This is a genomic window from Citrobacter sp. Cu233 (genome assembly GCF_030332225.1).
Lineage (GTDB): Bacteria > Pseudomonadota > Gammaproteobacteria > Enterobacterales > Enterobacteriaceae > Citrobacter.
In genome coordinates this window covers 321724-342165 of record NZ_JAOWIF010000035.1, presented here as the reverse complement: position 1 = coordinate 342165, position 20442 = coordinate 321724, and the positions used below count along the sequence as shown (strand labels likewise).

23 protein-coding genes and 1 pseudogene are annotated in these 20442 nt (G+C 50.3%); 9 read left to right on the top strand and 15 right to left on the bottom strand.

Annotation, left to right across the window (positions count from 1 at the left end):
- Nucleotides 1-10 precede the first annotated feature (10 nt).
- From OGX95_RS15185 to nlpA, 6 genes are all read left to right on the top strand, one after another.
- A complete protein-coding gene (locus tag OGX95_RS15185; RefSeq protein WP_003023960.1) occupies nt 11-760 on the top strand; it encodes a PTS mannose/fructose/sorbose/N-acetylgalactosamine transporter subunit IIC in 750 nt (249 codons plus the stop codon).
- Nucleotides 757-1617: a PTS system mannose/fructose/sorbose family transporter subunit IID gene (locus OGX95_RS15180; protein ID WP_005121522.1), complete on the top strand. Its 861-nt coding sequence runs from the start codon at nt 757-759 to the stop codon at nt 1615-1617. Before OGX95_RS15185 ends, OGX95_RS15180 begins: the two co-directional genes overlap by 4 nt.
- A gap of 3 nt (nt 1618-1620) precedes the next feature.
- Entirely contained in the window at nt 1621-2730 is a 1110-nt protein-coding gene (gene dgaE, locus OGX95_RS15175) for a D-glucosaminate-6-phosphate ammonia lyase (protein ID WP_286630020.1), read from the top strand.
- Nucleotides 2717-3460 (top strand): 2-dehydro-3-deoxy-phosphogluconate aldolase, encoded by a 744-nt coding sequence (dagF, locus tag OGX95_RS15170; RefSeq protein WP_286630019.1) that lies wholly within the window; start codon nt 2717-2719, stop codon nt 3458-3460. Before dgaE ends, dagF begins: the two co-directional genes overlap by 14 nt.
- Before the next feature lie 297 nt (nt 3461-3757).
- Nucleotides 3758-3898 (top strand): Rpn/YhgA-type helix-turn-helix domain-containing protein, encoded by a 141-nt coding sequence (locus OGX95_RS15165; RefSeq protein WP_286630018.1) that lies wholly within the window; start codon nt 3758-3760, stop codon nt 3896-3898.
- Between the two features lie 124 nt (nt 3899-4022).
- Nucleotides 4023-4841 (top strand): lipoprotein NlpA, encoded by an 819-nt coding sequence (gene nlpA, locus OGX95_RS15160; protein WP_286630017.1) that lies wholly within the window; start codon nt 4023-4025, stop codon nt 4839-4841.
- 28 nt (nt 4842-4869) lie between these two features.
- On the opposite strand, the gene OGX95_RS15155 is transcribed toward nlpA, so the two are convergent.
- The 3 genes from OGX95_RS15155 to OGX95_RS15145 all read right to left on the bottom strand — a co-directional run bounded on the left by OGX95_RS15155 (nt 4870) and on the right by OGX95_RS15145 (nt 7201).
- A complete protein-coding gene (locus tag OGX95_RS15155) occupies nt 4870-5772 on the bottom strand; it encodes a carboxylate/amino acid/amine transporter (RefSeq protein WP_286630016.1) in 903 nt (300 codons plus the stop codon).
- A 114-nt stretch (nt 5773-5886) separates the two neighbouring features.
- Nucleotides 5887-6177 carry a putative quinol monooxygenase gene (locus OGX95_RS15150; RefSeq protein ID WP_286630084.1) on the bottom strand — a complete coding sequence of 97 codons (291 nt, stop codon included), beginning with the start codon at nt 6175-6177 and terminating at the stop codon, nt 5887-5889.
- Nucleotides 6178-6193: 16 nt separating this feature from the next.
- A complete protein-coding gene (locus tag OGX95_RS15145) occupies nt 6194-7201 on the bottom strand; it encodes a zinc-binding alcohol dehydrogenase family protein (RefSeq protein WP_286630015.1) in 1008 nt (335 codons plus the stop codon).
- A gap of 237 nt (nt 7202-7438) precedes the next feature.
- Between OGX95_RS15145 and OGX95_RS15140 the strand changes: the two genes are divergently transcribed.
- A complete protein-coding gene (locus OGX95_RS15140) occupies nt 7439-8341 on the top strand; it encodes a LysR family transcriptional regulator (protein ID WP_286630014.1) in 903 nt (300 codons plus the stop codon).
- Nucleotides 8342-8383: 42 nt separating this feature from the next.
- On the opposite strand, the gene OGX95_RS15135 is transcribed toward OGX95_RS15140, so the two are convergent.
- From OGX95_RS15135 to OGX95_RS15125, 3 genes are all read right to left on the bottom strand, one after another.
- Nucleotides 8384-9880 (bottom strand): C69 family dipeptidase, encoded by a 1497-nt coding sequence (locus tag OGX95_RS15135; protein ID WP_286630013.1) that lies wholly within the window; start codon nt 9878-9880, stop codon nt 8384-8386.
- A 343-nt stretch (nt 9881-10223) separates the two neighbouring features.
- Nucleotides 10224-10688, bottom strand: coding sequence for a YqeJ family protein (locus OGX95_RS15130; protein ID WP_286630012.1), 465 nt, complete (start codon nt 10686-10688; stop codon nt 10224-10226).
- Nucleotides 10672-11460, bottom strand: coding sequence for a winged helix-turn-helix domain-containing protein (locus OGX95_RS15125; protein ID WP_286630011.1), 789 nt, complete (start codon nt 11458-11460; stop codon nt 10672-10674). Before OGX95_RS15125 ends, OGX95_RS15130 begins: the two co-directional genes overlap by 17 nt.
- A 575-nt stretch (nt 11461-12035) precedes the next feature.
- Between OGX95_RS15125 and OGX95_RS15120 the strand changes: the two genes are divergently transcribed.
- Both OGX95_RS15120 and OGX95_RS15115 read left to right on the top strand, forming a co-directional pair.
- Nucleotides 12036-12653, top strand: coding sequence for a helix-turn-helix transcriptional regulator (locus OGX95_RS15120; protein ID WP_286630010.1), 618 nt, complete (start codon nt 12036-12038; stop codon nt 12651-12653).
- Nucleotides 12654-12727: 74 nt separating this feature from the next.
- A complete protein-coding gene (locus tag OGX95_RS15115) occupies nt 12728-15490 on the top strand; it encodes an autotransporter outer membrane beta-barrel domain-containing protein (RefSeq protein ID WP_286630009.1) in 2763 nt (920 codons plus the stop codon).
- Between the two features lie 106 nt (nt 15491-15596).
- Here the strand turns inward: OGX95_RS15115 and OGX95_RS15110 are convergent.
- From OGX95_RS15110 to OGX95_RS15070, 9 genes and pseudogenes are all read right to left on the bottom strand, one after another.
- Nucleotides 15597-15677: pseudogene (locus OGX95_RS15110) on the bottom strand (hypothetical protein); the annotation flags it as partial.
- Between the two features lie 279 nt (nt 15678-15956).
- Nucleotides 15957-16277, bottom strand: coding sequence for a TA system toxin CbtA family protein (locus OGX95_RS15105; RefSeq protein WP_096080170.1), 321 nt, complete (start codon nt 16275-16277; stop codon nt 15957-15959).
- A gap of 33 nt (nt 16278-16310) precedes the next feature.
- On the bottom strand, nt 16311-16676 hold the full coding sequence (locus OGX95_RS15100; protein ID WP_096080169.1) for a type IV toxin-antitoxin system YeeU family antitoxin: 366 nt from the start codon (nt 16674-16676) through the stop codon (nt 16311-16313).
- A gap of 31 nt (nt 16677-16707) precedes the next feature.
- Nucleotides 16708-16929 carry a DUF987 domain-containing protein gene (locus OGX95_RS15095; RefSeq protein ID WP_096080168.1) on the bottom strand — a complete coding sequence of 74 codons (222 nt, stop codon included), beginning with the start codon at nt 16927-16929 and terminating at the stop codon, nt 16708-16710.
- A gap of 8 nt (nt 16930-16937) precedes the next feature.
- A complete protein-coding gene (gene radC / locus OGX95_RS15090; protein WP_096080167.1) occupies nt 16938-17408 on the bottom strand; it encodes a RadC family protein in 471 nt (156 codons plus the stop codon).
- A 70-nt stretch (nt 17409-17478) separates the two neighbouring features.
- Complete coding sequence (locus OGX95_RS15085) at nt 17479-18300, bottom strand: DUF932 domain-containing protein (protein WP_096080166.1); 822 nt, start codon at nt 18298-18300, stop codon at nt 17479-17481.
- A 71-nt stretch (nt 18301-18371) separates the two neighbouring features.
- Nucleotides 18372-18821 carry a hypothetical protein gene (locus OGX95_RS15080; protein WP_048222191.1) on the bottom strand — a complete coding sequence of 150 codons (450 nt, stop codon included), beginning with the start codon at nt 18819-18821 and terminating at the stop codon, nt 18372-18374.
- Between the two features lie 243 nt (nt 18822-19064).
- A complete protein-coding gene (locus OGX95_RS15075; protein ID WP_286630008.1) occupies nt 19065-19868 on the bottom strand; it encodes a hypothetical protein in 804 nt (267 codons plus the stop codon).
- Nucleotides 19869-19887: 19 nt separating this feature from the next.
- Nucleotides 19888-20322 carry a hypothetical protein gene (locus OGX95_RS15070; protein ID WP_286630007.1) on the bottom strand — a complete coding sequence of 145 codons (435 nt, stop codon included), beginning with the start codon at nt 20320-20322 and terminating at the stop codon, nt 19888-19890.
- Between the last annotated feature and the right edge of the window lie 120 nt (nt 20323-20442).

The following is a 20442-nucleotide window of genomic DNA, read 5'->3' as shown; positions in this document are numbered from 1 at the left end:
GTACTTAATTATGGATACTTTAGTCTTTGCAAGCCTGATGGGGTTGTATTACTGGTTTGCCCGATTACGCCTTGGCTATACCTTCTCCGCTATGTTGCTACAGCCGGTAGTGATTGCCGTATTCGTTGGCCTGCTGTTGGGTAACATGGAAACGGCAATGATCATCGGCGCGGGTATGCAGTTGGTCTACCTCGGCGTGACTTCTACACCGGGCGGCAATGTGCCCTCTGATCCAGCGCTGGCTGCCTGCATTTCAATTCCTATCGCCGTGAAGGCCGGTATGGATCCGAACCTGGCTATCGCGCTGGCGATCCCGTTTGGCGTCATCGGTGTATTCCTCGATCAGTTGCGCCGCACGTTAAACGCGGCGTGGGTACATATGGCCGACAAGCATGCGGAAACGGCAAACATGGCGGGCATTATGCGCTGTGCGTTTCTTTATCCGGCATTACTTGGCCTGGTCCTGCGTTTCCCGGTGGTGTTCGCCGCTAACTATTTTGGTCAGGATGTAGTGGAAAGCTTCCTTAAGCTGATGCCGCACTGGCTGACGCACTCCTTTGAAATTATGGGCGGCATTCTGCCGGCGCTGGGTTTCGCCATCACTATTATGGTGATCGGTAAAAAGAGCCTGCTGCCGTGGTTTATCGGCGGTTTCTTTGCAGTGTTGTACCTGAAGGTGGACATCATGGCGATGGCAATCTTTGGAACCTGCGTGGCCTTCCTGATTAAAGGTCTGGCGAAAAATGAAGGAGCAGCATGATGAGCAGCGACGTAATGCAGCATGAACTGGTTGAACGTGCGCGCGAAAGTGGCACGTTGACCAAAGCAGACATCACCAAAGCCTGGTTTATCTACTGGCTGGGTGCGGAAGTGTCCAGCTCTTATGAACGTTTGCAAAGCCTGATTTTCTGCGCCTCGATGACGCCGATCATCAAAAAACTCTACCCGCAAAAAGAAGAGCAGGTAGAGGCGCTCAAACGCCATCTGAACTTCTTCAACTCTGAGCAGACGTTCGGAGCGGTAATTCAAGGGATCTCCATTGCGATGGAGGAGCAGAAAACGCGTGGCGAGCCGATCAGCGATGCCTCCATCACTGGGATTAAAACCGGATTAATGGGGCCGCTCGCCGGGATGGGCGATTCCATCATCTGGGCCGCCGTCATGCCGCTGTTAATTGCTATTTTCATTCCGTTCGCCGCGAATGGCAGCGCGATGGGCGGTATTGTGCCGCTAATTCTCTATCCCGCTATCACGTTGGCAATCAGCTACGGCATGGTTCACAAAGGCTATACGCTGGGACGTGATTCGATTATCGGCCTGCTGCAAGGGGGGCGAATTAAAGAACTGATCTACGGTGCGAATGTGCTGGGTCTGATCATGATGGGGGCGCTTTCTGCAAGCTACGTCAAGATCACCACTCCGCTAAAACTCAGTGCCCTGAAAGGCTCTGAAGTGGTGGTTCAGCAGATCCTCGACTCTATTGCACCCGGCCTGTTACCGCTGGCGGCGGTGTTCGCCATCTACTTCTATCTGGTGAAGAAAGGGCCGCGTTACACCACCATTTTGCTGTCAATTGTCGCGCTCAGTGTGGTCTGTTCGCTGTTGGGAGTGCTGTAAGCCATGACACAGAATATCTATCAACAACTCGGCCTAAAACAGGTCATTAACGCCTGCGGCAAGATGACGATTCTGGGTGTTTCCAGCGTTGCGCCGGAAGTGATGCAAGCCACCGCTCGAGCAGCGTCGGCCTTTGTTGAAATTGATCGGCTGGTGGACCGCACCGGTGAGCTGGTTTCCCGCTATACCGGCGCTGAAGACAGCTATGTCACCTCGTGTGCGTCGGCGGGTATTGCTATCGCCGTTGCTGCGGCCATTACCCGCGGCGACCGGGCGCGAGTCACGCTGATGCCGGACAGCTCTGGTATGGCGAATGAAGTTGTCATGTTACGCGGACATAACGTTGACTACGGGGCACCCATCACCAGCGCGATCCGCTTAGGCGGTGGACGTGTGGTGGAAGTCGGTTCAAGTAATCTCGTGGCTCGCTGGCAACTGGAGAGCGCGATTAACGACAATACTGCCGCGCTGCTGTACGTGAAATCGCACCACTGCGTGCAGAAAGGTATGTTGAGCATTGCCGATTTTGTGCAGGTTGCGCAGGTCTATAACCTGCCGCTGATTGTCGATGCTGCCGCCGAGGAAGATTTGCACGCCTGGGTAGCGAGCGGTGCCGATATGGTGGTCTACAGCGGCGCAAAAGCCTTTAATGCGCCAACGTCCGGGTTTATCACCGGCAAGAAACAATGGATTACGGCCTGTAAGGCCCAGCATCACGGAATTGCCAGAGCGATGAAAATCGGCAAGGAGAATATGGTCGGGCTGGTGTATGCGCTGGAAAACTATCATCAGGGGCAGATCGTGGTGACTGCCGAGGCGCTTCAGCCTGTCGCAACGGCGATTTCAGATATTCACGGATTGAATGCGGATATCGAGCAGGATGAGGCCGGTCGCGCTATCTGGCGGATTCGTATTCGGGTAAACGCGAAAGCGCTGGGGCTGGATGCTTATGCCGTGGAAGCGCAGCTGCGCGGTGGTGATATCGCTATTTACGCTCGCCGTTACAACCTGCATCAGGGGGTTTTTAGCCTTGACCCGCGCACGCTTGCCGAAGGGGAAATGGCGCTGATCGTGGCACGATTAAAGGAGATTGCAGAGCATGCAGCACATTAATTTTTATCATAATAAAGTGGCGATTAACGTGCTGGCGAAGGATATCGCTAATGCCCGGGAGATCTATGATGCTGCCGGAGGCCATGCGGTGATCGGCATACTTTCCGCACAATTTGCTTCAGTTGAGGAGGGGGGCCGCGAAGTTAAACGCTGGATGGAAGATGTGCCGTCAATTTCTGTAGGGCTGGGGGCGGGCGATCCGGCGCAGTATTACAAAGCGGCAATGATTGCATCACTGGTCCATCCGGCACACGTCAATCAGACCTTTACCGGCTGTGGGTTTGCGGCAGGGGCGCTGGCGGCAACGGGCGGTGAACATACCCATATCAACGCGTTAGTCAGCCCGACGGGCACGCCGGGGGAGGTGTTGATCTCAACCGGCGTCAGTAGCAGCCAGGGCACACCAGCCCGCGTTTCGTGTGATGCGGCGGTACGTATGATGCAGGATTGCGGCGCGCACGCGGCGAAGTTCTTCCCGATGGGCGGTGAACAGTCACTGCCAGAGCTGTACGCACTGGCGACGACCGCGGCGCGAAACGGCATGACATTGATTGAACCGACCGGTGGAATCGATCTTGATAACTTCGGCGTTATCCTGCAAACCTGTCTGCAGGCGGGAGTACCACGCGTCATGCCGCATGTTTACAGCTCGATTATCGATCCACATACCGGTAATACCCGACCTGAAGATGTCGTCAGGTTAATGGAAATAGTGAAAGATCTGGTGTGATGTTGCTATCGCCGGATAGCGTACAAAAGTAGGCCCGGTAAGCGTAAGCGCCACCGGGCATTTTTGCGAACACCATTCCCTGAAAAAGAATACATTGTAAAAGCATGTAGTTATCCGCCAAAGCACCTCGCAGATAGAAAAGTTCCCTGATGGTGCTGGTGGATAAACTCGTTACCCTGCTGATTAAGGGACTCGCTAATGACAGCCAGGTAGAAACGCTATTTAATTACCTGGTGCAGTCTGGTAGCTCATCGCAGTGGCTTGCTGGAAGGACTGCAAAAAGGACTGCAAAAGGGATTGCTAGAAGGCAAACTCGAGGGCAAACAGGACGAAGCGTTGCGGATAGCCCATGCCATGCTTGAGAAGGGGATCGATCGTGAACTGGTGCTAATTATCACCGGGCTTTCAATTGATGAACTAACGGCATCCTCCGACTAATTTATCTTTTTCCCGTTATGCTTTTTTCTTCTTGCTGATGCTTTTTCGTTTTTTAAACCGCAGCGGCCTTCCCGTTATAGTCATTTTGTTAGCCATCAGGCGGTTATTTCAAAAGGATAAAAACGTGAAACTGAAGATACCTCATTTCGGGGCCGGGACGGCAGTATTGCTGGCGGGATTACTGCTGGCTGGTTGCGATCAGCAGAGCAGCGATGCGAAACATATCAAAGTCGGCGTAATTAACGGGGCAGAGCAGGATGTCGCGGAAGTTGCGAAGAAAGTGGCTAAAGAGAAGTACGGCCTGGATGTCGAACTGGTTGGATTTAGTGGTTCACTGCTCCCCAACGATGCAACCAATCACGGTGAGCTGGATGCCAACGTCTTCCAGCATCGTCCGTTCCTTGAACAAGATAATAAAGCGCACGGCTATAAGCTGGTGGCGGTAGGCAATACCTTCGTTTTCCCAATGGCCGGCTATTCGAAAAAAATCAAAACCATTGCTGAGTTGAAAGACGGTGCGACGATTGCCATTCCTAATGATCCGACTAACCTCGGGCGGGCGCTGTTACTGCTGCAAAAAGAAAAATTAATCACGCTGAAAGCGGATACTGGCCTGCTGCCAACAGCGCTGGATATCACCGATAACCCGCGTCATCTGAATATCATGGAGCTGGAAGGTGCGCAGCTGCCGCGCGTGCTGGACGATCAGAAAGTGGATGTGGCGATTATCAGCACCACCTACATTCAGCAAACCGGGCTTTCTCCGGTGCATGACAGCGTGTTTATCGAAGACAAAAATTCACCGTACGTGAATATCCTGGTGACGCGAGAAGACAATAAAGATGCAGAGAATGTGAAAGAATTCCTGCAATCTTATCAATCACCGGAAGTGGCGAAAGCGGCTGAGAAAATCTTTAACGGCGGCGCGGTTCCGGGCTGGTAATCATAGCCTGTTGCCGCGCCGGTGAGTATTAAATCGCTTTGGCGCGGCGGCGGGAGTCCATTGAAATCAGCACCACGGAAGAGAGGATCAGCAGTGTGCCCAGCCAGTCAGGTAGGGTGAATGTAATGCCCAACAACAGCAGAGACAGCAACGCGCTACTCAGCGGTTCCGCACAGCTCAAAATGCTCGCCTTCGGCCCGCCAATCATCTGCGCACCTTTCAGGTACAGGCTGAACGTCAGCGATGTGCCGATCACCACCAGATAGAAAAACGCCAGAATTAAACTGCCATTGACCACGAAACTTGTTCCTTCTCCGGCATAGAACGGGAGCAGGATCAGGCCACCTATCAACATGCTCCAGCCGACAATCGGCAGCGTACCGTAGCGGGCGATAAGCGTAGAGGGGTAAGTGGTGTAAAACGCGGCGGCAAAGGCTGAAGCGATCCCCCAGAATAGCGCGGCAGGAGAAATTGACAGCGATGTTGGGTTGCCGTGAGTCACCAGCAGGAACGTGCCAATAAGCGAGGTCAGAATGGCCGTTAACACTAAAATGCCTGGCCGCGCTTTACGTACCACAGAGAACCACGCCACGATAATGGTTGGCGACAAAAACTGCAGCACTGTCGCGGTGGCGGCGTTGGATTTTTCAATGGTCAGCAGAAAAGTCAGCTGTACGGTGAGTGCGCCGACCACGGAAAAAATCAGCAGGCTGATGGCGTCCTTGCGGTTTTTGATAATGGAGAACACTTTGTCGCCGTGCACAAAAGAGAGCATCAGCAGAATGAGTCCGGCGAAAATCAGACGTGTCATGGTCAAAAACTGCGATGACATCTGGCTTTGCTCCATGATGTACTGCGCGCAAACGCCTGAACTTCCCCACAATACGGCGGCAATCAGGACGTTCATCATCCCTCTTCTGGTGGAACTCATCTTTTCCTCTGCATGTTGTTTTGTCTTATTTGTGTGCAGGCATCATAGCAGAGAAGGCGGGGCGAGGGAGGCCATGACTGAATATCCCCCGCAAAGCGGGGGCCCGGAGAGAAATTAAGGCTCAATCGGGGTCAGATAATCCAGACGTAGCGGTTCGGACAGCAGGTCATTCATTTGCAGGATAAACGTCTGGAAATGCGGCAGAGCGATATGGTCGTCCAGCCCAGCCTGACCGCGCCAGGACTCACGCACGTAAAAAACATCCGGCGTGTCGCGCAACTGGAACAGGTCATACTCAATATTTCCCGGCTCACGACGCGTGGGGAGTAACAGCGCTGTTAACGCCTGTTTTAGCGCGTTGGTTTTCCCTGGTTTGGCTTTCAGTACCGCAATAATGGAAATAATTTCAGCCTCTGACATTCTAAAACCCCTCCAACACAATCTTGCCAACTGAACGACCCGTTTCAATTTGCGCATGCGCTTTTTGCACATTTTCCGCCGTGATAGCACCAAAATGTTTGCCCAGTGTCGTGCGGATCACGTTGCTGTCGATCAGTTGCGCTACACGCGTTAATAACTGGTGCTGTGCAATGATGTCGTGGGTGGTAAACATCGAACGGGTGAACATAAATTCCCAGTGCAGCGAAATACTTTTGGCTTTTAGCGGACGAGCATCCAGCATTTGCGGATCATCGATCAGCGCCAGTTTTCCCTGCGGAGCCAGTGCATCAATGATTTGCTGGTAGTGCTGCTCGGTATTATTCAGGCTGGCAACGTGTGTTACCTCCTTGATTCCTATCCGCGCCAGCTCATCCGTTAACGGTTTGCTGTGATCAATCACATGGTGCGCACCCGCTTCACGGACCCATTTCTGGCTTTCCGCGCGTGACGCTGTGCCGATCACGGTCATTTTCGTCATCTTACTGGCCAGTTGAGTCAGAATGGAGCCGACGCCGCCAGCAGCGCCAACAATCAATAAAACATCATTTTCATTGCCACCTTCCTCAACGCCGAGGCGATCGAACAGCATCTCCCATGCGGTAATAGCGGTCAGCGGCAGGGCCGCCGCAGAGGCGTTATCCAGCGATTGCGGCTTCAGCGCGGTAATACGCTCATCAACCAGTTGAAATTCGCTGTTACTCCCGGCGCGACCCAGCGCACCGGCATACCAGACTTCATCACCCGGTGAGAATAATGTCACCGTTTCACCGACGGATTTCACTACACCTACAGCGTCCCAGCCCAGTACGCGCGGCACGTCAGCATTGAATCCTTCGCGAACTTTGGTATCGACAGGATTAACGGAAATCGCTTTCACTTCAACCAGCAGGTCATGCCCAGTGGCGACCGGAACAGGCAGATCTATCTCTTGTAAAAATTCAATGTTATTGCCGTGGGTTGCGGCGCGGGTAATGGCGATGGCTTTCATAGTCTCTCCGGTTACAGGAATCTATTTATACCCGTCATACTTCAAGCTGCATATGCGTTGGCAACGCTCGCTCACTCCGGTCATATCGTTCGCTATGCTCCAGGAGATTCACTCCCTTGCCGCCTTTACGCAACTCGAATTATTTAGGGTATATCTGTTGAATAATTCGATGGTAAACCGGCAACAGAACGGGAAAAATAGCCCTATGGCGACAGGACTTATACTCGGGGAGTGAAAATGTTCCGGCTTGAAGATCTCACGTTGTTTGTCCGCGCCGCGGCGCTGAATAGTTTTAGCGATGCCGCACGCGAAGCTGGCGTCCAGCCCGCTCAGGTCAGTTCTGCTATCAAGCGTCTGGAATCCACTCTGACCATCCGCTTGTTTGCCCGTTCCACACGCAGTCTGCGGCTGACGCCGGAAGGCGAGGTTTGGTTGCCCTATGCCCGCCAGATGCTGGATGTGATGCATGCCGGGTTACAAAAAATCCAGACGCCGGAAGATGAAATTTCAGGCACCCTGCAAATTGCCGTTCCTTCCGATCTCGGGCGGAATTTGTTGCTGCCGGTTTTTCAGTCGTTTCGACGCCGTTATCCTGCGCTGCGTCTGCGGATCTTTTTCTCCGACCAGGTCACGGATGTCTTCAAAGATCCCGTCGATGTGGCGTTTCGCTACGGCAATACAGAAGATGCGTCTTACATCGCGCTGCCCGTGGCGTCGGGTAACCGACGTGTGCTGGTGGCTTCACCGGAGTGGGTTTTGCAAAACGGTGAGCCGCAATGTCCGGATGATTTAGCACAGCTGAATGCCATGACCTTTGTATTGCGTGGGCGCCTGCACGATCGCTGGACGTTTACGCGCAACGGTGAGGTGAGCAGTGTGCAAGTCAACAGCACCATTATGAGCGACGATGCTGAAGTGATCCGCCGGCTGGCGATTACCGGTGAGGGGATAGCGTACAAGTCGTGGCTGGATGTGAGTGAAGATGTGCGCGAAGGGCGATTGACGCTGCTGATGTCGGATTATCAGGGAGAAAAAGTCCCACTGAATATGATATGCCCACATCGTAAACAGCTTTCGACGGCGGTACGCCTGTTGCACGATGCCGTGAAGGCGCGGTGTGACATGCTGGCGCAGGGCTAGCTGCTCTGCGCCAGAAACACCGAAAGATAACGCTATCTCGACTCAGTCTTTTTTGGTTGCGTTAGCAAAGAAAATATCAGACTGAATATCTTTGGTACGGATGGTGAAAAGCTGATTGGTCAGGTCTTCCGTCAGCTTCTCAGCATCGGTCATGATGCGCAAGTTGAAGTCATTCAGCATCTTATCGGCGGCTGGTTTATCGGTTTTCGCCATCTTCAAATATTTTGCTTCGACCTCTTTTTGCTCTTTCGCGACTTTATCTTCCCACGCTTTGTAGGCTTTTTTAACGATTGGCGCGAGCTTCGGATAATCGGTCATCGTCAGCGTCTGCAATTTACGATATTTCCAGTAGATAGACTGATCGTCCGCCTTATCTGTACCCATCGTATAGTTGGCCGGATAGGCTTTCAGGCCGCTGTAGTACGGAACGAAAGCGGTGAGATCGGCCATACCCAAACCGATATAAGTCGTTTCACCAATCTCTTTTGGCAACCACGGACGTACCTGCATGACGTGTGCCTCGTAGGTACGGAACACACTGACAGGGCGCCACGGCTCTTTACCATTCAGACCGTTGGTGTAGGGGTCGTGACTCGTACCTTCATAGTGATTGCGCAGTACCGCCTTCACATCATCCAGCGTCATTTTCTTCTCTGGTGTCATGAAGACCGGGAATTCACGACCGTTAGCCATATCCTGTTTTACAGAAGGATTGAATTCTTTCTGGATGGTCCAGACACGGGGATCGTTATAGTTACGGTCGCGTTCATCATCACGGGTATAGACTTTGGAGAAGTTGAATTTGCCATCTTTTGCCTGATCGTAAAGACCTTTTTCAGTTGCGAACTCAACCAGGTTTTTCGATGCCATCATGTCCGGGTTTTTAGGATCGTAATCCTGTAAACGCCCCTGATTGCCGGTAGCAAAGTACTGATTGTTGGGCAGACGCTGCGCCATCCACTGGTGGCCGCTGCCGGTCTCCAGATACCAGATTTCGTTATCATCTACGACGGCAACGCCGAAACCTTCGCCCGCACCAACGGTTTCAACGATATGGCCGAGTAGTGCTACTGCTTCCCGCGCGGTTTTGCTTTGAGACAGCAGAATGTCCGGGATATCGTCTTCGGTGATCCCTTTATCCTCAACGTACGGATCGACGGCCAGCGCTTTTGGCGAGGCAAAAATAGATTCTGTACCGCTTACGCCAACACCCAGTTCGTTAAACCCGGTGGCGCCGTGCAGTTGGGTTTTCCAGTTCGGCACGGTGGTGTAACGCAGGGAGTTTTTTGGCAGCGGCCAGGTAAAATCATTTGCGCCATTATGCGCTTTGGTGCTGTAAACACCGGTCTGATTCTGTTTTGCCGGATGAATGACAAAATGTTGAGCTTTCAGGGCATCACTGTCGGCACTGCGGGCAACCAACATCGATCCGTCCGCTGATGCTTCATTGCCAACCAGCAGGGTTGTACAGGCAAAACCCGATGAAACGACAGCCAGGTTAATAGAAAGTGCAATCAGGCACTTTTTAAACGTAAACATTAAATATCCCTCATAAGTACGCCATAAACACACCGGAAACACTCCGTTTCCTTAAACGCGATCACACCTGAACGCTCAGGTATTACTCGCCAGAGAGATAAACGTCCCTGCCCACGTTTTCTCCAAATATCCATTGGTATGTTGAAGTCTTCAGGACGCAATAACACGTCTATTTCGCTTAATTTTTACGCAATGGATATCGAGGTATTCAGGATGTTTCCTGATTCGGGGGAAAGAATAGCAATGGGTTATTGGTGAATTCAGTGACACATGTCGCGTAAGTCAGTGATGACAAATATGCATCCCCACGGGAAAACTGTATTTTTTGTATCTGAATCTGATGTTACTTTTTGCGGCAGTACAGTGAGGGAACACTTGAACTCGCAAAAATCCATGCTCCTTTATACTCCTCTATCACCAGGCTCAGACTCCGTCCGGTCTGGCGATAAAACCCTGGCAGAGTATTGTTGATATCCGCTTCATCTGCGGTGTCAGCGAAGGTTTTTACTACCTGCATCGCCTGCAGTAATCGCGCGTCGTGCTGCCGGGTATAGCTAAAATAAATGTTTCTGCTGATATCCGTGGTGTTATGCCCATATAACTTTCCGGTGATGGTCGCCAGTCCTTCATCATCGCGCATGCGAAACGATACTGTGCCGGTAAAACGCTTGTTGCCAATATTCCATTCAACGTTTCCAACACAATTCAGTGGCTGGTCAGCATACCGCGAATGCCATAACCAGGCACCTGAACCGAACATCACGACCAGCACGGCTACGAGCAGGGTCTGATTACGTGCTTTTTTCATTTCTCGTCTCGCGCATCCAGTAATAATGGGTGGTACAAAATGCGCGAGCATCTACCCGTGCATCTTTATCGCATACAAATGCCACTACTCTTTCTGCTTTACGGTAACCGGTAAGAAACACCTGTTTGTTTTTTTCACAGAGCTCGGGATGTAACTGCATCAGGCTGAAATAGCCCTCGTGATCTTGCTCATTTGGTGAATAATAAATTTTGCAGTTCTGACGTGATGGAATCTGCATAGAGATTGACACAAAATTGTTAAACGGCATGGCCGGGCGTGTCTGATACCACACCAGCCAGATAATCAGGATGACGATAACCGCGATGGCGGTAAATAAAAGGTTCCACCAGGCGAACTGCGTTGTCTGTGCCGGGGGGAGTATTACCTCCGGGTCGTCATGTCCTGGAATACTGGCCGACAAAGAAACATCATCATGAGAAAGCGTAATTGCCTCTATCTGCGTATTTTCATTCAATGTAAGTCCGCGGCGGGAAATTGTTTTCACCGTATCACGGGGCAACCCAACATCCGCGAGTGCATTACGTAGCGTCAGAATAGCCTGGTAGAGGGTATTGGTCGTCGTGACATTATTTCTCTCTCCCCAGCCTACTTTTATCAGCGTGTTCTGAGAAACAATGTCACTTGCGTGAGTAATTAAATAGAGAAAACACAGTGAGGCAGGAAGTTGCAGTTGAATTGCTCGCCCGGTCTGCCGGTTGACCAGACTTTTGTTATCAGGATTGAATTCGACCAACTGATTGATTAGGTACAATTGCCCGGCCCTCTGTAACGTTACGTACCACGGGGTGCTGTAGTGCACCTTATAATACTACATGCAAATTGATAGCACGCCTCTATCTTTGTACATGAACAAGGATAAGAAATTTTTGCTAACCAATAAAAATCTTTAAATACAATGAGTTATATATATTATTTCTTAGGTGGGAATTAGATAAGGTGAAATAATAAGAATTCATTACAGTTTTATCTGAATGACAATTATATTTATCTCCATCATCACAAGGGTGATTGAGTTATCAGAATTGTGTTATTAATAAGTATCGTTCATTAAGGTTGTATTTTAGCAAATAGTGCTATATTCGGATTTATCCTATAGTCCGGATTTATGCATAAAAATCCTAATGAACTGGCGAATAATCCGATATAAGACGTCGGGATACTACGCTGTATCATGATATTTATAGCCAATGTTAATTTACTCTTCAGGAGTTTATAACATTTTCAATGACTCACTGTTATTAACTGACATGGAACTCACAGTGTGTTGGATTGACACGTTTATTTACCAATGAAATATTTAGGGAAAAATAGCAGGGGTCATAGTTGATGAAGATAAAGCCGCTACAGAATGTTCGTTGCATAAGCTGTGAATTATCCTGTCAATTATTTCCGGATGCTGCGGTACGAGCACAGTACTGTCACCGTGCCGCCTTTGCAATCTGGCCAGAGGGAAATCGTTTTCTGAAAACAGGAATTATCGAAAAACTCCTGCTTAATAATCAGAACTATTTATCTCATGGGTTTATTTTTATTGATTTTTCATTCCCGAATTTGCGCCTGTTTGCCGATCCGCACTGGGTGGATCGCCTGACGCAAAGTGGTATGCATATCGTTCTGATATCTGACAGGATCCTGACGCCGCTAGCCAATTACTGGCTTGCAAAAAGTAATAAAATACAAGGTATTATTTATTCTGACGATGATGAGGATGTCCAACATCAGAAAATCCGCCGTCTGTTTACTGGCCATCTCGCCAATAGCAAACGCGGGCGCTCACTAAACTATACGGAAATGATATTACTCAAGCGATTTATTTCAGGAATTAGTATTCAGCAAATAACCAAGATAGACAATATAGATGTCAAGAGAATATATGTATATAAACTTCGACTTGAAGATAAGCTGGGTCTAAGTATTCATAAAATTCTCTCTAATATTTTATAAATCTATTTTCATTTTATTATTTTCACATTATGGCGATGTGACGGACGCTCTACGCCCAAAAGCAGGAGGCTATTATGCCAAACCCCAGGTATTACTCACGTATTGCCATAGCGGTGTCTGCCGCGTTATCCACTATGGTATTTTCAACCCACGCGGCCTGGATTGATATTGATAGTTTGCCTTCCAGTGGGCTGGTGAGCAGTCTTTCGCCGGAGTTGCAGGCTTTATTTCCTGCGCAGGCGAATGCCAGTTTCGCTAAAACCAGCGCTACGCCGAATTATGTTTATCAGTGGAGTGCCGGCACCATTCCCGTTTTTGGTCATGGATTAACGCTCAATGGACCCGGCGCTGAAGCTTTTGAGCATTCTGTTACTGTTATTCAGAACAGCGCGACGGGTAGTCCTGGCGTTATTTTCGGTGATGACCTGACGATTCGCACGCAGTCAAAGAATGCCGCCAATAACGGTAAAGATGTTGACGGTATCCGTACGCACGGGGCTAACACGCCGGATAACCCGGTCTTTATTATCACCGGGGATCGCACCAGCATTTATGTGGACGGCCAGGATGGTGACGGTATTAACGCCGGTTACAACTCCTATAGTCAGGGTTGGAAAGGCTCGGCCAACATTTATGTCGGCGACGATCTGTATATTCAAACGACCGGTTCCCAGGGGCGTGGTATCACTGCAAACGCGATGAAAGATGCAACGCAGGCAAAAAATACGATTATTGTCGGCGACCGGGCGCACATTGTGACGATCGGTGACAGTTCAGAAGGTCTTCGCACTGGGCAGAGCGGTTCCTCGATCCGTCTTGGCAATGACGCCACTATCGAGACATCTGGTGCCTCCTCAACGGGGATATATGCCGCCTCATCTTCACGAACTGAACTGGGTAATAACGCGACGATTACGGTCAACGGTGTCAGCGCCCATGCGGTCTATTCCACTAACGCGACCGTGAATCTTGGCGAAAACGCAACGATCAACGTGAATAGCTCCACGAAAGCGGCTTCATATAGCAAAGCCCCACGCGGTCTGTATGCCATTTCACGCGGCGCGATAAACCTGGCAGGCGGTGCCGCCATTACCATGGCGGGCGATCACAGCAATGAAAGCTACGCCATCAGCACCGAAACGGGCGGCATCGTCGACGGTTCTACTGGCGGACGATTCCTCATCGACGGCGATCTGCACGCTGCTGGCGCGACTGCGGCGACCAGCACGCTGGCGCAGCAAAACAGTACGATTAAGCTCAACATGACTGACAACTCGCTGTGGAGCGGAGCGTCATACATCACCAGTGTTACTGCCGGAACGGGCGTTATCTCGCTACAAATGAGCGATGCGACCTGGAACATGACCCACAGCTCAACGCTTACTGACCTGACGCTGAACGGTGGGTCAGTCGTGAACTTTGGGCATGCCGACGGCGAACCGTGGCAGACGCTGACCATCAATGAAGATTTTACCGGGAACGGTGGCAAACTGGTTTTCAATACGGTTCTGAATGACGATGCCTCTGAAACCGACAAGCTGAAGGTGCTTGGCAACACCACAGGTAATGCTTTTGTGGCAGTGAACAACATTGGTGGGACCGGGGCACAAACTGTTGAAGGTATTGAGATAATCGACGTTGCGGGCAATTCTGATGCTACCTTTGAGAAAGCGGGCCGTATTGTTGCCGGTGCCTACGACTATAACGTGGTGCAGAAGGGCAGCAACTGGTATCTGACCAGCTTTATTCCTGCTCCGCCGGAGCCGGAAGACCCGGACCCCGTCGATCCGCATGACCCTGATCCTGTTGACCCAGACCCGATTATTCCTGAACCGGAAGAGCCTGTTGCACCTCCTGTCACTGAGCAGCAGTACCGCCCGGAAGCAGGCAGTTATCTGGCGAACAACTATGCCGCTAACACGTTGTTCATGACCCGACTGCACGATCGTCTGGGAGAGACGCAGTACATCGACATGCTGACGGGCGAGAAAAAAGTCACCAGCATGTGGCTACGTAACGTTGGTGCCCATACCCGTTTCAAAGATGGTAGCGGGCAGTTAAAAACCCAAAGCAACAGCTATGTGATGCAGTTGGGGGGCGACCTGGCACAGTGGAGTCGTGATGGTCTTGATCGCTGGCACATTGGCGCGATGGCCGGTTATGCCAACAGCCAGAGCCGCACGCAGTCCAGCCTGACCGGCTACTATTCGCGTGGTCAGGTTACTGGCTACAGCGTAGGTCTGTACGGCACCTGGTATGCCAATGACGCAGACAAAACCGGAACCTACGTGGATACCTGGGCGTTGTACAACTGGTTTGATAACAAAGTGATGGGCCAGGAGCAGGCGACGGAGAAATATAAATCCAGCGGGATAACCGCTTCGATCGAAGCCGGTTATAGCTTCAAACTGGGTGAAAGCGAGCGCAACAGTTACTGGCTGCAACCAAAAGCGCAGGTGGTGTGGATGGACGTGCAGGCCGACAACCACCGCGAAGCGAACGGTACCCGCGTGAAAGACAACACTGATGGCAACCTGATGACCCGTTTGGGTGTGAAGGCCTATATCAACGGTCACAACGCCATCGATGACGGTAAATCCCGTGAGTTCCAGCCGTTTGTGGAAGCCAACTGGATCCACAACACCCAGACCGCCAGCGTGAAGATGGACGATGTGAGCAACGACATGCGCGGCACGAAGAATATCGGTGAGCTGAAAGTCGGCGTAGAAGGGCAAATCACCCCGCGTCTCAACGTGTGGAGCAACGTGGCCCAACAGGTTGGCGACAAAGGCTACAGCGATACCCGCGGTATGCTGGGTGTGAAATATAACTTCTGACGTCATTGCTGATAAAGAAAAAGCCGCTGATTAACCGATCGGCGGCTTTATTTTTTGGCGCGGAAGCTGTTGGCTGGATAAGCGTTAGCGACATTCGGTACCAGTAAACTTGTAAGTAAGACTTACAGATTGCGTTTTGTTCAAGTTCGCCCTCTTCGTAAATCGCTTTGATATGTATGCGTAATGCCAGGGTCCGGCTGGGGATGTTATCTATCATGTCGGCTTCGTTGTTACCTGACTCATCATGCTGCCATCAATGTACTCAGCCAGAGATCAACGCGGGATATAGAAAGCTAAGAAGGGATTTGAACTAAGTAGAACTCACGTGAGGCATTTTGGCGGAGATCACAGGAGTCGCATTTGGTGGTTAATTATGTTGAATTTATTGATTATTTTCATATGCGCTTTACTGACATGCCCCCGATTATGCCCCCACATGTTTTTCCTTAATGATCAGCTGGCTGATTTATGAGCGTTTCAAGCCAAGGTTGAACTGTGCCCGATGAACATCCAAAGATGTTATCCAGTGTTCTTGATCCTGCCAGGAGAAACCCTTCTGGTCAATGCGCACAAGATCGAATCGTTCCACAAGGAAATTAACAGCATCAGTAAGATTCACTCCCGCCTCTATATGTTCCTGAATCGTCGTATCGTTACTGAACGGTGTATCGTTGATCGTGAGGCCGTAATGATGCTCTAAAATATACGTTAATAGTTTTTGCCAAACTTGGACAGGAGACAGGCGTGACGAAACCGTCACCGTTGCCGGTACAGTTGAAATATGCATGTGTTGAGTCCCTGATAAAAGAAGAGGAAGGTGTTATCTGGTTAGAGCTGACTGGGGATATATGGCAATGTAAACGTAGCCATGAGAGCCGAGAGTGTCAGCTTCACAAGTAAGTCCGTTGTGATGCCTTGTGACGCAGTGCTGGCTGCGAGGATCAAGCTCGCCAGTCGTGAGCATCCGCTCAAGCTGTTTCATCATCAGTGGAAATGCCTGGTCCAGACGCAAAGCTTCATCGTCACTGAATGAGCCATCAAACCCAGCCCGATCAGTCAGAAAGTAGAGACGGTTGCCTTCCTGTACCAGGCGAGCGCCGAAGCACGGCTTGATATTACGTTTTAATCCCCACTGAAGGCAGGATGCGTTCTCCGTTGATGAGCCGGATAAGGTGGTCGATTGCATTAACATATTCCTTAATGACTGAGAGAAGTGATTAATTCATCGTCACGCTGCGAAGGATGGCATATGGGCCTGCCCGGTCCTGACGACGCTCAACAAAAACAGCGAGTACACCGCCGATGTCCTGAACTTCACGTCCGTAGTAATGGCAGACACTGCCATGCCACTGGTAATGACCTGTACAGAAGGCAGATAACCGGGATTCGGGATGCTGACGATAAATATGCATCGCCTGGCGCTTACTGATGATTTTCATTCTGCACCTCACAACCAACCACATTCAGCAAAAGACACCACTTCGTTCCCAACAACCAAATGATCCAGCACTCGCACTTCTACCAGTGCTAACGCTTTCATTATTCGCTGGGTGATGTGTTTATCCTGCTGACTGATTTCTGTCGTACCGGACGGATGGTTATGCGCCAGAATTACTGCAGCGGCGTTGTGCTTCAGGGCCGACTTCACAACTTCGCGTGGATGTACTTCGGTATGGCTGAGCGTGCCGGTAAACAGCGTTTCTCGCCCCAAAAGGCAGTGCTGGTTATCGAGATACATCACGATAAATACTTCCCGCTCCTGATGAGCCATCTGTAGCTGAAGCCAGGTCTTGGTGAAGCTGGTGGAGGTAAAAGACTCACTCGGTTGACGCTGATATTTTTCCAGCAGTCGTAACGCCCGACGAATAACGCGCTGCTCATTTGGCAGGAATATTGGGGATAAATTGAGTGCCGACATAATTGCTCCTTAAAACAAAATGCCCCGCTTGCTTAGTGGCAGGGCATGAAGAGATGGATGGTAAAAAGGTTCATGAAGCAAGCTGCAGCATATTCTCGGCCATCACCCAAAGTGCGCGGTTCAGCTTCACATCCCCGTCGATGCCTTTAACGGCACGTGTATGGGAGCGTTGACCTTTGGTCGTTCGCCCCGACAGACCGCCTTTAATCAGGTTTTCCTGAATACGCTGGTAAGTGGTCCAGAGATCATTGCTTTCGTCCTGCCAGCGGCGTGGGGAAAGTATCTGCGATTCTGTCACCGGCTGATGCTCTTCACCAAAGCGATAGGTTAATGCCGCTTTAGCCATTGCCTGCTGAGCGGGAGGCGGCAACAAAAGCGACTGCATGGCATCGCGCTTCTCTTCTACGCGGTCAAATATCCCCAGTACTTCGTATGCTCCTTCGATTACTTTCTCTACTACGTTGCCTTTATGTGGCACACGAACTTCACCAAAACTCTCACCGCAAATCAGCCCATTCTGGCAAACCGATCTGAATAACCCCGGTAACATCTGATATGAGCTAGAGCCGTCGTGGCTGTTTAGTAGAATAATTTCTGGAACCTGTTTGCCAGTAATCTGACCTTCACGACGCAGGCGCAGCATGTGCTTCGTATGCTCTCGTTTGCTCTGGTCTCGAACTCGGGTCTGGCAGGCAAAGAATGGCTGGAAGCCTTCACGTTGTAGGTTATCGAGCAGGGAAATAGTTGGGATATAGGTGTACCTGTCACTTCGGGATTCATGTTTGTCTTCGCTGAAGACACTCGGCACATAGTGCGCCAGTTCGTCACGGGTTAGCGGGCGGTCGCGGCGAACAAGATTGACTGAGCCGAAGCGGCTGGCTAAACGGGTCATAGAAACTCCTGTAGAAAATGGACATAAAAAAGGCCACCCCGAAGGATGGCCTGGATTGAAAGGCAGGATTATTAAGGCAAAATCGAAGGTTGTATCTGTGATGTTGCCTTTTCTGAATCTGGTAACGGCAATGCAGATAGTTCGGCAGAACTAAGCTTTCCTGCGCGGTAAAGTTGCAGTTTCACCAGAATCGGCGCTTTTTGCGACTGAAGGTAACTCAGGCACCATTCCCGCTTAAGGACCATCCTGACCGGGACAGGCAAAAGCTCATATGCTTTGTTGAAAATAACTTCAACAAAAGCATCGTCACTAAGTTTATCCTCGGCAATATTCAACAGACCATTGATGACAATATTTTCCAGTAACAGCCTGTATTTGTCAGAACCAATTATCGAAGGTTTTACCGTGTTTTCCGGTAAGCGTTCAGAAGGTGTGTCATGATTTTCTGCAGGTGCTTTTCCGCGTGGGAAATTCAGCTTTTCTGTAAGGCTACGAAGTTTTCCTGTGCTATTTTCAGACATGGTATTTTTATCCTGTGACCTCCGCATCTTGCCATCAGGCAAGTACGGCGAGTTTTTTTATCGCTTTTATCAGGCTAAAGGTTGTCAAACCTGCACCCAGAGCCTTGACCGTGACCGAATGGCTTCGCATCAACGTAATCCCCGCTACGCACAGGACAAGTTGCCACGTACAATCGGGCCATAGGGGCTCATTAACCGGCATGTTCGTAACCACTTCACTTTGACTATGCACGGAAAACACCTCTACTTGTAGCCATTAGGGAGCCATTGGCCCTGTTTGCGGATATCAGTAATAATGCCCCCCTCTTTGACAGAAATGGTACGCCAGCCTGGTTCTTTGCTGGATGCATTCCCATAGGTGTACCCGACAGTCATTGTCAGGTTTTCGCCTGAAGTTGTGGTGAGATCAGCCTCATATTTGGCTTCGGTATTTTGTTTGCGAATAAAACGTACGGTATTGATTGCAGAACAACGAATACTGCTTTTCGCATATTCAAAGGAATTGTTAGCCATCTGACATCCGTCGTTTTTAATTTCATCCGTCAGGTTTGCAGAAGCATTAAAGTTTTTAGGAGCAGGTACGAAATTCGCCATATCGCTGCGCATGGTTGGCGGATCTGTCTGAAGCACAAGATAAACAGGACAATCTGATTTTCCGACTTCACAGGCTTTTGCCACATAATCACGTACGAGCCAGCCTTTATTGCCGAAATACTCAGCACCTCTCTCGTCTTTACATTGTGACCACGTGGCTTTTTGTCCCATCATCACGCCGTCTACCAGGACGCAGGTGACAGCTTTTACAGGCTTCCCGTCCCAGCGAACAGCGCCAAAGGGTTGAATGCCGGTATGATTCACATCAAGCGTATAAGCCTGCGGGTTCTTCGCTATCCGGTCATTTGCTTGTTTCAATTGGTTACTGCCTTCCTGAGTCAGAAAGAAGGTATAGCGTTCGGGATGTATGTCGCCGTGAATTGTCATTGCAGACGAGACCAATGGAATAAACAGTGCTGCAGAGCTGAGAGACAAAACAACAAGATTACGCATAAGGTTTCCTTTCAGTTTATTAATGATTAATACAGTCCTGCCAGGTGGCATCAGCCAGTGCCTCATTCAGCCCTTTGGCGCTGAATTTTTTAGAGATAGCGGCATTCATAGAGGTCATTTTTATTACGTCTTTTTCACTTGTCGCTTTTAGCGCAGTAAAGGCGGTTTCGTCCAGAGGATGATTCGTACCATTGATATTGACTCCTGGTTCAGAAAGCCCTGTTTGTGACGAGACGCGGTAATCCTCCGCAGGTACGCTGTAAGCAGCAGCTAGCTTTCCACTTGTGCAGGTCAGCGTGAACACTTCGCCTGAAGCATTTTGAGTATTGAGTTCAAACTCCATGGCACTGATGTTCCCGTACCAGTCCCCCCATTTCTGGTCAGCCTGTACGGCGCTGGCACTGTGACTAAGCAGCACTAATCCAGCCAGAACTGCATAATGGTTTCTGAACATATGGTTTCCTTTCCTGATGACTTAATTACAAAAAAGCCCGCTTCCGTTTTAAAGGAAGCAGGCTGATCGTATTGATTAAATGAGCTAGCGGATAATCGTTAATACAGATCGGTTTGAGTA